This window comes from Polaromonas sp., from assembly GCF_012927485.1.
Taxonomy (GTDB): Bacteria; Pseudomonadota; Gammaproteobacteria; order Burkholderiales; family Burkholderiaceae_C; genus Polaromonas.
This window is the reverse complement of sequence record NZ_JABBPC010000010.1, coordinates 15,199-27,583: the sequence shown is the minus strand read 5'-3', so window position 1 is coordinate 27,583 and position 12,385 is coordinate 15,199. Positions and strand designations below refer to the sequence as shown.

11 protein-coding genes are annotated in these 12,385 nt (G+C 57.1%); 5 read left to right on the top strand and 6 right to left on the bottom strand.

Annotation, left to right across the window (positions count from 1 at the left end; genetic code table 11):
* Positions 1 to 683 (bottom strand): glutamate--tRNA ligase family protein (locus HHJ16_RS03985; RefSeq protein ID WP_293640866.1); only part of this gene is annotated, 683 nt, incomplete at its 3' end.
* A gap of 141 nt (positions 684 to 824) precedes the next feature.
* Here HHJ16_RS03985 and HHJ16_RS03980 point away from each other — a divergent pair.
* Complete coding sequence (locus HHJ16_RS03980) at positions 825 to 1,250, top strand: hypothetical protein (RefSeq protein WP_293640863.1); 426 nt, start codon at positions 825 to 827, stop codon at positions 1,248 to 1,250.
* Positions 1,251 to 1,465: 215 nt separating this feature from the next.
* On the opposite strand, the gene HHJ16_RS03975 is transcribed toward HHJ16_RS03980, so the two are convergent.
* The 4 genes from HHJ16_RS03975 to HHJ16_RS03960 all read right to left on the bottom strand — a co-directional run bounded on the left by HHJ16_RS03975 (position 1,466) and on the right by HHJ16_RS03960 (position 5,508).
* Complete coding sequence (locus HHJ16_RS03975; RefSeq protein WP_293640860.1) at positions 1,466 to 2,083, bottom strand: 2-hydroxychromene-2-carboxylate isomerase; 618 nt, start codon at positions 2,081 to 2,083, stop codon at positions 1,466 to 1,468.
* 1 nt (position 2,084) lies between these two features.
* A complete protein-coding gene (locus HHJ16_RS03970; RefSeq protein ID WP_293640857.1) occupies positions 2,085 to 2,831 on the bottom strand; it encodes a glutathione binding-like protein in 747 nt (248 codons plus the stop codon).
* 320 nt (positions 2,832 to 3,151) lie between these two features.
* Complete coding sequence (locus HHJ16_RS03965; protein ID WP_293640854.1) at positions 3,152 to 3,547, bottom strand: RNA-binding protein; 396 nt, start codon at positions 3,545 to 3,547, stop codon at positions 3,152 to 3,154.
* 128 nt (positions 3,548 to 3,675) lie between these two features.
* Complete coding sequence (locus HHJ16_RS03960; protein ID WP_293640851.1) at positions 3,676 to 5,508, bottom strand: M14 family zinc carboxypeptidase; 1,833 nt, start codon at positions 5,506 to 5,508, stop codon at positions 3,676 to 3,678.
* A 152-nt stretch (positions 5,509 to 5,660) separates the two neighbouring features.
* On the opposite strand from HHJ16_RS03960, the gene dusA reads away from it, so the two are divergent.
* Together dusA and HHJ16_RS03950 are read left to right on the top strand one after the other, a co-directional pair.
* A complete protein-coding gene (gene dusA / locus HHJ16_RS03955) occupies positions 5,661 to 6,743 on the top strand; it encodes a tRNA dihydrouridine(20/20a) synthase DusA (RefSeq protein ID WP_293640848.1) in 1,083 nt (360 codons plus the stop codon).
* 131 nt (positions 6,744 to 6,874) lie between these two features.
* Complete coding sequence (locus tag HHJ16_RS03950) at positions 6,875 to 8,224, top strand: dicarboxylate/amino acid:cation symporter (RefSeq protein ID WP_293640845.1); 1,350 nt, start codon at positions 6,875 to 6,877, stop codon at positions 8,222 to 8,224.
* Between the two features lie 100 nt (positions 8,225 to 8,324).
* On the opposite strand, the gene HHJ16_RS03945 is transcribed toward HHJ16_RS03950, so the two are convergent.
* Complete coding sequence (locus HHJ16_RS03945; RefSeq protein WP_293640843.1) at positions 8,325 to 8,960, bottom strand: GntR family transcriptional regulator; 636 nt, start codon at positions 8,958 to 8,960, stop codon at positions 8,325 to 8,327.
* Between the two features lie 155 nt (positions 8,961 to 9,115).
* Here HHJ16_RS03945 and scpA point away from each other — a divergent pair, with 155 nt between their 5' ends.
* Both scpA and meaB read left to right on the top strand, forming a co-directional pair.
* Positions 9,116 to 11,272: a methylmalonyl-CoA mutase gene (gene scpA / locus HHJ16_RS03940; RefSeq protein WP_293640841.1), complete on the top strand. Its 2,157-nt coding sequence runs from the start codon at positions 9,116 to 9,118 to the stop codon at positions 11,270 to 11,272.
* Between the two features lie 49 nt (positions 11,273 to 11,321).
* Positions 11,322 to 12,377, top strand: a complete 1,056-nt coding sequence (gene meaB, locus HHJ16_RS03935) for a methylmalonyl Co-A mutase-associated GTPase MeaB (protein WP_293640839.1) — start codon at positions 11,322 to 11,324, stop codon at positions 12,375 to 12,377.
* The last annotated feature ends 8 nt before the right edge of the window (positions 12,378 to 12,385 follow it).

Genomic DNA, 12,385 nt, shown 5'->3' with positions numbered 1-12,385 from the left:
GCGGGGTCGCGCAGATTGATGTTGGGCGAGGCCATGTCGATCCTGGCGCGCAGCACCATGGCGCCATCTTCGTGTTGACCGTCGCGCATTTCGTGAAAGCGGGCGAGATTTTCAGCGGGGCTGCGAACGCGGAACGGGCTGTTTGCGCCGGGCTTGTTGAAGTCGCCGCGATTGATGCGGATTTGCTCGACAGTTTGCTCGTCCACATAGGCGTGGCCGGCGTTAATCAAATGTTCGGCGGCGCGGTACATAAAGTCGAAGTAGTCGCTGGCCTGGTAGGGCGCAGCGGTGGCCGAGCCGTTCCATTCGAAGCCCAGCCAGCGCACCGCGTCGATGATGCTGTCAACGTATTCGGTATCTTCTTTTTCGGGGTTGGTGTCGTCAAAGCGCAAGTGGCACACGCCGCCATAGTCCCGCGCCAGACCAAAGTTCAGGCAAATGCTTTTGGCGTGGCCGATGTGCAGGTAGCCGTTGGGCTCGGGCGGAAAGCGGGTGCGAATTTTAGCCGGATCAGGCTGGCCAGCAGCGTGGTGTGCGGCGTCCCCCGGGCTGCCGCCCCAACGGCGGCTGGCATAGGTATTTTCAGCCAGATCTTTCTCAATAATCTGGCGTAGAAAATTACTGGTTTTGTGGGTGTCTTTTTCAGCAAAACCAGCAGTATGAAGAGGTACAGGAGAGGTCATCGAGTGATTTTAGGCGGTAGTGTGAGTCAGCTCTGAGTTACGTTTGGGTACGCTCTTAACTGTGCAACCGGTAGGCGGTTACACCGGGCTCTGCGTTTAATGGACGCATGGGCGCTTTCCGCCCCTTTCTAGGAGAAGTTTATGAAGATAGCTAACAAGTCAAACCGCTCTGTGGTCTTGGCCGGTGCCGCAGCCACACTGGCGGTTGCCGCCCTCGGCTTTGCGGGTGCCGCCGAGGCCAGAGACAACGTGTTTTGGTCGGTGGGCGTCGGCTCTCCGGGCGTAGAGCTCAACGTAGGTAACGCAATGCCGGTGTACGTGCAGCCGCAGCCTGTGTATATCCAGCCGCAGCCTATCTACGTCCAACCTGCGCCGGTTTATTACCAACCCCAGCCCATTTATGGAGTGCCGCAAGCGGTTTACTATGGCCGCCCTAATGGCTGGCGTGGCTGGCACGGACGTCGGGACGGCTACTACGTGCAAGGGCAGGGGTATGCCCCGGTGTATTACCAGCGGCAAGACCGGCGTGAACATGACCATGAGCACGGAGACCGCAACGATGATTAACGTTAAATTGCGTTGAACAAGAAGCCTGCGTAATGCAGGCTTTTTTATGGCTGTGATTTCGAAACTGCGGCGCTTGCTGCAAAAATGGCCAGCGGACAGTCCGCTGACCGTCACACCATAAGGCGACCGATGAGGTTCACAGGGCGCCTGTGAGAGGATTTAAGCCCCAACTTGTCAACCATCAATCTGTCAACCCATGACGGAACCGGTCATATTCATCCGGCGCGTTTGCGAAGCACGGCTGACCGTACCAGCGGCAAGCGGTCGTTGCCAAAATACATATCTTCTCCGACAAAGAAAGTCGGTGAGCCGAAGGCACCCCGCCGGATCGCCTCTTGCGTATTCGCCTTGAGTTTTTCCTTGACATCAGCGTGCGCGATACCCACTAAAAAAGCATCAGCATCAATGCCTACTTTCAGACATACAGCGGCAAGCACATCGTCCTGTGAGATGTCTTCTTCCCGGCTGAAATAGGCTGCAAACGTCGCCTCTACAAAGTCCAGGTAACGGTCTTTCGCCTGAATATCTTGTGCAATCCACAAACAGCCGCGCATCGCCTTCACGCTGTTGACAGGAAAAACCTTCGGCGGAAAAACGATGCTGAGGCCGGCTTCTCGCGCGTTGTCCAGAACATCCTTGAGCATGTAGCGGTTTTTGGGCGAGTTCGTGTCTTCTCGGGCCGCATAAATGCCCTTGTTGACGCTGTTGAAAATGCCGCCGACGAGCACTGGTCGCCAATTGATCGGCTCTCTCATTTCAGCCGCCAGCGGCTGGATATTGCGAAAGGCCAGGTAAGTCCAGGGGCTGGAACAGTCAAAGAAAAAATCAATCATTTCAAGTTCGCTTCTTTTCCAAATTAAGCGCTTCGGCAGCGTTGTGCCTGTCTCTTACGCTCTGCGCAGTCTGCCCAAATAGGGATTTGCGTGCTTCGTCGGTCATAGTGGGCACGCGCAGCGCTTTGCCGAGGGCCAGCCCGCGCTTGACCGCTGGCCGTTCGAACAAGGCGTCGTACCAGCGCAGCACATGAGGGAATTTTTGTAAATCAACCTGCTGTGCTTTGTGCGTGCGCACCCAGGGAAAGATGGCCATGTCGGCAATGGAATAATCTGAACCTGAGACGTAAGCGCCCGTGCCTGCCAGCTGCGCGTCGAGTACGCCATAGAGCCGGTCCACCTCTTTGCCGTAACGTTCAATGGCGTAAGGAAGTTTTTCTGGAGCGTACAGAAGGAAGTGGCCGTTTTGTCCAGCCATCGGTCCGAGTCCGCTCATTTGCCACATCAGCCACTGAAGCGTCTGATAACGTTTTCGGACATCAGAAGCGAGGAACTGTCCCGTTTTTTCTGCAAGGTACATCAAAATGGCACCGCTTTCAAAGACTGCCACGGGTGCACCGCCGCCGGTCGGCTCGTGGTCCACGATGGCCGGCATGCGGTTGTTGGGGCTGATAGCCAGAAAATCAGGCGAGAACTGCTCACCTCTGCCGATATTTACTGGAAGAAACCGGTAAGGGAGACCACACTCTTCCAGCATGATGGAAATCTTCCATCCGTTGGGTGTTGGCCAGTAATGCAGGTCAATCATCGGGCTTCCTTTGGCGTGCAGGGGTTGATTCAAAACGGGGCGTGAAAATCAAGGTCTCAGGGTGAAAGCGGCTCCCTAATTGGAGCGGCAAGATGTAAGCGTTCTAGGTACGCACCCACACTCTATCGGAAGTCACGCGGCGCCAGCAGCGACCACCTTGATCAAAGGGGGCCGGCGGCCCTTGCAAGTACGCTATGTGTCGCATTGCTGGTCGCATTAGACGATTGCCGGATTGGCACATAAACATAAGGCCCAGGGGGTCTCAAATCCATTCCCGCCATCAGGCCGCCGTTAACTGGCTTTGTAGACGGGCCAAGTCGCTACTCAAGATCTTCGATCGCCAGCATGTGGTATTTTTCTGCAAAAGAGAATGGCGCTTTGCGTACCACTGCCATGATGCGCTCCGTGGCTTCTTGGGAAGGCATCGGAATCATCAACGCATGATGGCCTTCCGTTGCCAGGTCTACGTATTTTTTAACGGTGGCGCCTTCAGTGCCGACACGCGGCAGCGTCAAATCCGAGCGGCCATCAGCCTTGCCGATTTGCTCCAGGATGGTTGCAGGCGTCAGCAGCATGATGTCTTCGTCGCTTGTTTCGAGTTCGCGGGCGACCAGCGTGGCCTCCTCGATATCTGGGAACATGATGAACGCATAACCCGTCGGATAAAAAACACCGCCCAGGCTCAGCATTTTTGGAGTAAGTGCAAAGGTTTTCATGCGAATCCTTTTTAGTCTTAATCAAACTATTACGGCGCAAAAAATTAACATCCCTCGGTAAGCAGTTGCACTCTCTTTGTGTAAGACGCAAGCGCCAGATTTATTCAGGCGAGCCACGCGGGTCTTCATCAAACTCGAGGCAACTCTTCGAGCGCGGTGTTGGGCTCGGCCATAACGCGTACCGTGCTTTGCAAGTTCTCAAGCAGCTGGTTGGCAAAGTAGCTGCTTGGAGTGTCGGGTTCCAGCGCAGCGAGGACGAGATTCGCCAAAGGCTGGTTGAGTGGTACGTAGTAACTGCCGCTTGGCACGTCCACTACAGCGCGGGTAAGACTGACCTCCACCTTGATAATCCGGTTGCTGTCGGCACTTGTGGCGCTAACATCTCTAAGTTCGCCTGCGGCGCGGGAGGTTTCTCGAAAGCTGTCGCCCAACATGGACCCGGGCTCGGTAACCCGCAAAACCCGCACGCCATGCAGGCGCAACCGGTCGACAGCCCGGGTGGAACTTGCGGACAGCCAGTAACCGCAGGGACGTGCGCGCGCCTTGATGGTGCGCAGGGCGAGAGCGGAGTTCCAGTCTACCGTGAGGGGTTTGTCGGCGCCGCTCACGGGGTCCAGCATGACCAGCTCATACTGGGCAGGCGTAAGCGCTGCTTCCACAATGGCGTCGCCCTTGCAGGCCAGCCCACTGACCTCCTTGTCGATATAAGGACGCAGTTGGTTGAGCTCGCTGGCTCGCTGGGCGGTGCTGGCTAACACGCTGGTGATGGCCGTAACATGGGTGTGTACGCGGCGCTGGATAGCCAGTCGGCCAATGCCAACGCCTCGGCTTTCAATCATCAAACTAACGGAATTCTTGAGGCCGTTCACATTCCGTTCGGTCTCGGGTCGAGGCCCTCCCATGGAAACTTTTTTGTCGGCCAAATCCGTCGAGGTTGTGTAAGCCCATTCAGTGCTGAGACCCTGGCTCTTCAGCGCAGCCAGCAAAGGACGGCGATACCACTCTTCGGCGGCCTTGGTTAAAAATTCAGGGAGGTTGGCGGTGGTGGCATATTGCAGCAGCGCATCGAACTTTTGCTCCGTTCCAAACTTTTTCAGAAACGGGCCAATCACGGTGTACTCGCGGGCGTCCACGACGACGGTGGGCTGGTAATCACGCGTCAGTTTGGCCAACGCCTGGGCTTCGGGCGTGTTGAGCAAAAGCTGGTCTCGGTTCATGTCGAGTCCATTCGCGGTTGTAGGTTGGCCGCTTGCCGCGCCATCAGGATTGATGCGCGGAACAATCACCACATTAATATGCTCCAGCGCGGGCTGCAACAGCCCTTGCGCCAGCTCCCGCGCGATGATCAGCAGCGCTTCTCCGCCGGCAGGCTCGTCTCCGTGCTGCTGGCCTACCAACAGCACAGTGGGCCGTCCGTTTGCCAGCAGAGCGTCCGGGTCGGTACCGGTGGCGCGGGCCAGCACCAGTGCTTCCAAGGCTTCGCCACGCTGCGACTGGCCGATAGGCAGCACGGCGGCTTTGACGCCCGCTGAACGCGATGCAGCGTCAGCCTGATCGCGCAACCAGGCCTGAATTTCGGCTTGCGTGCTGAAGATAGTGCGCCCGGCTTGCAGGCCTGGCGTGCTGTAAGTCACCGAGGGTGCGGGAAAACGGGCGGCAACAGCGGCGCTGTAGGGGGCCGGCTGATCCGCGTTAATGGGGGCCCTCGCTGATGGCGGAACCACGGGCGATATTTGTACCGCAGAGGGCGGGGGCTCCGGTCGCGATGCCGCAGGTGCATCGGGGCTAGTCGGCGCGGTAGCGGCAGGTCGAAGAGCAGGCGGTGTCCAGGGCGGTAGCGGCACCGAAGTGCAGGCTGCAATCAGCATGATTGGGGTGAGTAGGCCCAGCGCGCGGAAGTGACCGAACAAAAGCGCTGGAGCAACGTCGGCTGTCGATCGGGATGGGGGCACTGTTGTCATCTGGTTTCCTTTGCCTTATGCATGCTTACCCAGTTAGGTGGCTGCTTATGTTACCCGGCCAAGAAGTCGGACGGCCTCGCAACGCTGCTTCTGGATGGCGAGGAATGGCCCCAACGCCGTTTGACTGACCCTCTTTCGGGGAAAATACAGAGATGCCTTTTCCTGCTTCTCACGCGCCTGCCGTCGGCACTGCCGTAATCTCTTCCTACAATCGGTGGCGACTCTCTGTCGCCCCGATGATGGACTGGACTGATCGGCATTGCCGCTACTTCCACCGATTGCTTTCGCGTCACGCCTTGCTGTACACGGAAATGGTCACGACGGGAGCGCTGATTCATGGTGACGTGGAGCGGCATCTCCGCTTTAACGCTGAGGAACACCCGGTAGCACTGCAGCTTGGCGGCAGCGACCCGGCCGATCTGGCTCACAGCGCAAGGCTGGGCGAGCAATGGGGTTACAACGAGATCAACCTAAATTGCGGCTGTCCGAGCGAACGTGTTCAGCGCGGTGCCTTTGGTGCGTGTCTGATGGCCGAGCCGCAACTTGTGGCTGACTGTGTGAAGGCGATGGTCGATGTGGTGAAGATACCCGTGACGGTAAAGCATCGCATCGGTATCGAGAAGTGTGAAAGCTATGAGTTTGTGCGCGACTTTGTGGGGACGGTGAGCGAGGCGGGCTGCAACACCTTCATCGTGCATGCGCGCAACGCCTGGCTGAAAGGTCTGAGTCCCAAGGAAAACCGCGAGGTGCCGCCTTTGCGCTATGCACTGGTGCACCGCCTGAAGTTGGAGTTTCCGCACCTGACCATTTGCATCAACGGGGGCTTCACCACCGATGAGCAGGTGTCTGATCATCTGCGTGAGTTGGATGGCGTAATGGTTGGGCGCGAGGCTTATCACAACCCCTGGTGGTTGGCCTCTTGGGACGCAAACTTTTTTAATGCGGGTCATTCCGAGCTGCCTGGGCCGACTGAGTCGAAAGGCGCCACCCAAAGGGAATTCACGCGCGAGGTGGTCGAGGAACAGATGGTTGCTTACATGGAGCGCGAGGCTGTCAAAGACGGAACGCCCTGGTCTGCGATTAGTCGCCACATGCTCGGGCTCCGACACGGGCAGCCCGGCTCTCGTCGTTGGCGGCAGGTCTGGAGCGACCACCGTCTAAAAACCCTGCCTGCGCGACAGGTGATGGTGACCGCGCGCGAGGCAGCCGAAATGCTTGAGCGTTCCGAGACCTAGCGGCACCACGAATCGGCTGCGAGAAGTAGTTACCCCTAATTGCAGCACCCGACTTATAGGGGAAAATACGCGTTTTAACTTAATCAGACGACTGCCCGACCACGTCGGCAGAAGCCCAACCAGCACCGCTTATGACTGCCAGCGCTCCTATCAAAAAACGTCCTTTTTACCGATCTCTTTACCTGCAGGTGTTAATCGCTGTGGCCGCAGGGGTTCTTCTGGGGCATTTTTACCCGCAGACCGGCGCCGACATGAAACCTTTCGGGGATGCGTTCATCAAGCTGATCAAGATGATCATCGCGCCCATCATTTTTTGCACCGTGGTTGTGGGTATAGCGGGCATGGAAGACATGAAGAAAGTGGGCAAGACTGGCGGCTTGGCCCTCTTGTACTTTGAGGTCGTTAGCACCCTGGCGCTGATCGTCGGCCTCTTCATCGTCAACCTGCTGCATCCTGGAAGTGGCATGAATGTGGATCCGACCACGCTCGACACCAAAGGCATCGCCGCCTTTACAGGCCCCGGCAAGATGCAAACCACCACAGACTTTCTGCTAAATATTATTCCAATCTCGGTCGTTGAAGCCTTTGCCAAGGGAGAAATTCTTCAGGTGTTGCTGTTTTCGGCGATGTTCGGTTTTGCGTTACACAAGTTCGGTGGACGCGGCACGCTGGTGTTTGATTTGATCGAGAAGCTGTCTCATGTGCTGTTTGACCTTGTCGGTCTGATCATGAAGGTGGCCCCGATCGGCGCCTTCGGCGCTATGGCGTTCACCATTGGCAAATATGGCATCGGGTCGCTGTTTTCTCTCGGCAAGCTGATGGGGACGTTTTATCTGACCTGCCTGATCTTCGTGTTTGTGGTGCTAGGCACCATTGCGCGCTTGCATGGTTTCAGTATTTGGAAGTTCGTCAAGTACATCAAGGAAGAGCTCCTGATCGTGCTTGGCACTTCATCGTCAGAGTCCGTGTTGCCGCGAATGATGGAAAAGATGGAACTCCTGGGTGCCCGCAAATCGGTGGTGGGCTTGGTCATCCCGACCGGCTATTCGTTCAATCTTGACGGCACTTCGATTTATTTGACCATGGCCGCCGTGTTCATTGCCCAGGCGACCAACACCCCCATGTCGCTGACCCAACAGGTGACGCTGTTGGCTGTGCTGCTACTCACCTCGAAGGGTGCCGCAGGGGTTACGGGCAGCGGGTTTATTGTGCTGGCGGCCACGCTCTCGGCAGTGGGCGGCTTGCCGGTGGCTGGGTTGGCTTTGATTCTGGGCATTGACAGGTTCATGTCCGAGGCCAGAGCACTGACCAACTTGGTCGGCAACGGGGTGGCGACGCTGGTCGTGGCTAAATGGACTGGCGACCTCGACACAAAACGTCTGCATGCCCGCCTGAACAACGAAACCTGGATTGAAGCGGAGGCTCCTGAAATGTTGCTCGACAAGAAAGTTGAACACATGGCCTCCAACTCGCGCGGCTAACAGCGGGCCGATTCCAAATGTTGGCGTCTGGCGGGTCCCTGATCGCCAGCGCTGCCAGTCAAAAAACGAACGGCCAAAGAGCGAAGGGCCGGCTTGGGCGTTAGATCGCCGCTTCCATGCCGTTGCGAAAGTGTTCTTTCATGCGCGCCGTGGTTTCGGCGGGATCGCGGGCCGTGAGTGCGGTCATGATAGCTCGGTGCTCGGTCAGTGATTGTTCAATGCGCCCACTCTTTAGCAAGGAGTTGTGGCGGTTCAGTTTCATCACCTTGCGCAGGTCGGATACCATCTGGTCGCGCCATCGGTTGTTGGCAATTTGCAGCAGCCGGGTGTGAAATGCTTCGTTGATTTCAAAAAAACGTTCGCGGCTGCTGGCAGCCTTTTCGAGTTCATTGTGCAGACTCTCCAATTCCCTGAGTTGGGCTTCAGTGGCGTTGGCCGCCACTACCCCTGCTGCGTCGCTCTCCAGCAGTGCCAGCAGGTGATAAACCTCGGCGAGATCGCGCTCGGAAACCTCCGTCACGTAGGCGCCGCGTCGCACTTTCATGGTGACCAGGCCTTCGGCAGCCAGTACCTTCAGCGCTTCACGTAATGGCGTGCGGCTTATGCCGTAGGCCTCGGCAAGTTTGAGCTCGTCAATCCAGCTGCCAGGCGGCAACTCGCGACTGAAAATTCGCTGCCGCAGAAGCTCGGCCACTTCTTCGTAAAGTGCTCGGGGAGACAAGGAAAGTTCAACCATGCTCTAAATTGTAAGCTGGATGGAATATTTTGAATGAATAATTATAAATAATGTAAACTTCCGGTTACTGTGATAACCCTTTTCCGCGCGGTCTGTTCCAGCTTTGTCGAAGCTGCCGCATTCTGCCTAGCGCAACCAAGACAGTCGACAACACCATGAGCTCAAAGCCCCCTGAATTCAATGCTTCAAACCTCGAAGCTTGGGCCAAATCGGCCGCCAAATCAGCGCCAGGCGGGGACTTAAGCGCCCTGAATTGGCACACTCCAGACGGCATCACCGTCAAACCTCTGTATACGTCTGAGGACGTCAAAGACCTTCCTTACACCAATACCTTGCCGGGGTTTGAGCCTTTTATCCGCGGCCCGCAGGCTACGATGTACGCAGTGCGCCCCTGGACGATTCGTCAGTACGCGGGATTTTCAACGGCCGAAGAGTCCAACGCGTTTTACCGTAAGGCGCTCGCCTCAGGCGGGCAGGGCGTGTCGGTCGCTTTTGATTTGGCGACTCATCGTGGCTACGACTCAGACCACCCTCGGGTGACTGGCGATGTCGGCAAGGCAGGCGTCGCGATTGATTCTGTGGAAGACATGAAAATCCTGTTCAATGAAATACCATTGGACAAAGTAAGTGTCTCCATGACCATGAATGGCGCAGTGCTGCCCGTGCTGGCAGGCTATGTGGTTGCCGCAGAGGAGCAGGGCGTAAGCCAGCAGCAATTGAGCGGGACGATCCAGAACGACATCCTCAAGGAGTTCATGGTTCGCAATACCTATATCTATCCTCCGCTACCGAGCATCCGCATCATTGGGGACATCATCGAATACACGGCGCAGAACATGCCGAAATTCAACTCAATTTCTATCTCCGGCTATCACATGCAGGAAGCGGGCGCCAACCAGGCGCTTGAGTTGGCCTTGACGCTGGCTGACGGCAAGGAATACGTCAAAACCGCGCTCGGCAAGGGCCTGGATGTTGATGGCTTCGCCGGTCGCCTGAGTTTTTTCTGGGCCATCGGCATGAACTTCTACCTTGAAGTCGCCAAAATGCGCGCGGCCCGTTTGTTGTGGTGTCGCATCATGAAGGGATTCGATGCGAAGAACCCTAAAAGCCTGATGTTGCGCACGCACTGCCAGACCAGCGGCTGGAGCCTGACCGAGCAAGATCCCTACAACAACGTCGTGCGGACCACCATCGAAGCCATGGCAGCGGTGTTCGGCGGCACGCAAAGCCTTCACACCAACTCGTTTGACGAAGCGATTGCCTTGCCCACCGAATTTAGCGCGCGCATCGCACGCAACACGCAGCTGATCATCCAGGAAGAAACCCACATCCCGAATGTGATCGATCCCTGGGCTGGCAGTTATATGATGGAAAAACTCACCCAGGACATGGCCGACGCCGCCTGGACCCTCATTGAAGAAGTTGAAGCCATGGGCGGTATGACCAAAGCCGTGGACAGCGGTTGGGCCAAACTCAAGATTGAAGCGGCAGCAGCCGAGAAGCAGGCCCGCATCGACAGTGGCAAAGACGTGATTGTGGGCGTCAACAAATACAAGCTGAAAACTGAAGACGCGATTGAAACACGCGATATCGACAACGTGGCGGTGCGCGACGGTCAGATTGCTCGTCTCAAAGCCATTAAGACAAAGCGGGATGGCATAGCCGTGCAAGTCGCGCTGGACGCGCTGACGGCTGCCGCTGAAAATAACAATTGCAATTTGTTAGACCTGAGCATCAAGGCCATGCGCTTGCGCGCCACGGTGGGCGAGGTCAGCGATGCGCTTGAAAAAGTTTACGGACGTCACCGCGCTGATACGCAAAAAGTGTCGGGTGTTTATGCCGCGGCTTATGACTCGGCCGAAGGCTGGGAAGCGCTCAAGGCCGAAATCAACGCCTTCGCAGAAGCACAAGGGCGCCGGCCTCGGGTAATGATTTCCAAACTGGGTCAGGATGGCCATGACCGAGGCGCTAAAGTCGTGGCGACGGCATTTGCTGATCTGGGTTTTGATGTGGACATGGGCCCGTTGTTTCAGACCCCCGAGGAATGTGCGCGGCAGGCAATCGAAAACGACGTTCATGCAGTGGGCGTAAGTACCTTGGCTGCCGGCCACAAAACGTTGGTTCCTGCCATCATTGCAGAACTAAAAAAGCAGGGCGCCGATGACATCATTGTGTTTGTCGGCGGCGTGATTCCGCGGCAGGACTATGAAATGCTTTACGACGCAGGGGTGAAAGGCATCTACGGCCCCGGTACGCCCATTCCGGCCAGTGCCAAGGATGTGCTGGAACAGATCAAGAAAGCGATCGCTTGACCTTCCTGCCGTTTAAGCTGAGTTTGCCAAAGTCCTGCCTGGCCGCGCAATGAACGCATCACTCGTAGGGAATACGTCGGGCTTGTTGCAGGGCGTTCGGGGAACCGACCTGCAAGTTCAGCGTCGTGCCATCGCCAAAGCCATCACCTTGCTCGAATCCACGCGCGCTGACCACCGGGTACAAGCGGACGGGTTGTTGACAGCGTTACTTCCTTTCACGGGCCAATCTTTTCGCCTCGGCATCAGCGGCGTGCCTGGCGTGGGTAAATCCACTTTTATTGAAGTGCTAGGGCTGTACTTGATTGGGCAGGGGCATCGCGTGGCGGTGCTCACCATCGACCCTTCCTCCACTGTATCGGGTGGGTCCATTCTGGGTGACAAAACCCGGATGGAAAAGCTCTCGGTTCAAAGTCAGGCCTACATCCGACCCAGTCCGTCCAGCGGCACGCTGGGGGGTGTCGCCGAAAAAACGCGCGAAGCCATGCTGGTATGCGAAGCGGCGGGCTACGACGTGGTGATTATTGAAACTGTTGGCGTGGGTCAGAGCGAAACCGCCGTCGCCAATATGACGGACATGTTCGTTCTGATGCAACTTCCTAACGCGGGTGACGATTTGCAGGCAATCAAAAAAGGCGTGATGGAGCTCGCCGATCTGGTGATCATCAACAAGGCCGACATCGATGCCAATGCGGCCATGCGCGCCGAGGCGCAGATTACCTCCGCCATGCGTCTGTTCGGCCTCGTCAACAACGCGATGGGTAGCGCTCAAGCGGCTAGTTTTAGCAAGCACTGGCACCCGCAGGTGATTCAGCTCAGTGCACTGCACAACAAAGGGGTGGATGCATTTTGGGCCGCGGTGACGCAGTTCAAAAACCTGCAAACGGCCAATGGTCAGCTGGCCGCACGCCGGCAGCAGCAGTCTCTCGCGTGGATGTGGGAGCGCATTGACGCAGGGCTTAAGCACGCATTTCGGCAAGACCCGGCGGTCAGCGCCCTGCTGCCGACATTGATGGCGCAGGTCGTTAGCGGTCAGTTGCCGGCCTCGGCCGCTGCCAGAAATCTTCTTGCTGCGCAGTCCGTTCGCTCGAAAAATGCTATTGAGTAAATAGCATG

What these genes read in the sequence shown, in the direction of transcription:
- HHJ16_RS03980 (WP_293640863.1), top strand. Translation starts at nt 825, where the DNA reads ATGAAGATAGCTAACAAGTCAAACCGCTCTGTGGTCTTGGCCGGTGCC.
- HHJ16_RS03975 (WP_293640860.1), bottom strand. Translation starts at nt 2,083, where the DNA reads ATGATTGATTTTTTCTTTGACTGTTCCAGCCCCTGGACTTACCTGGCC.
- HHJ16_RS03970 (WP_293640857.1), bottom strand. Translation starts at nt 2,831, where the DNA reads ATGATTGACCTGCATTACTGGCCAACACCCAACGGATGGAAGATTTCC.
- HHJ16_RS03965 (WP_293640854.1), bottom strand. Translation starts at nt 3,547, where the DNA reads ATGAAAACCTTTGCACTTACTCCAAAAATGCTGAGCCTGGGCGGTGTT.
- HHJ16_RS03960 (WP_293640851.1), bottom strand. Translation starts at nt 5,508, where the DNA reads ATGACAACAGTGCCCCCATCCCGATCGACAGCCGACGTTGCTCCAGCG.
- dusA (WP_293640848.1), top strand. Translation starts at nt 5,661, where the DNA reads ATGCCTTTTCCTGCTTCTCACGCGCCTGCCGTCGGCACTGCCGTAATC.
- HHJ16_RS03950 (WP_293640845.1), top strand. Translation starts at nt 6,875, where the DNA reads ATGACTGCCAGCGCTCCTATCAAAAAACGTCCTTTTTACCGATCTCTT.
- HHJ16_RS03945 (WP_293640843.1), bottom strand. Translation starts at nt 8,960, where the DNA reads ATGGTTGAACTTTCCTTGTCTCCCCGAGCACTTTACGAAGAAGTGGCC.
- scpA (WP_293640841.1), top strand. Translation starts at nt 9,116, where the DNA reads ATGAGCTCAAAGCCCCCTGAATTCAATGCTTCAAACCTCGAAGCTTGG.
- meaB (WP_293640839.1), top strand. Translation starts at nt 11,322, where the DNA reads ATGAACGCATCACTCGTAGGGAATACGTCGGGCTTGTTGCAGGGCGTT.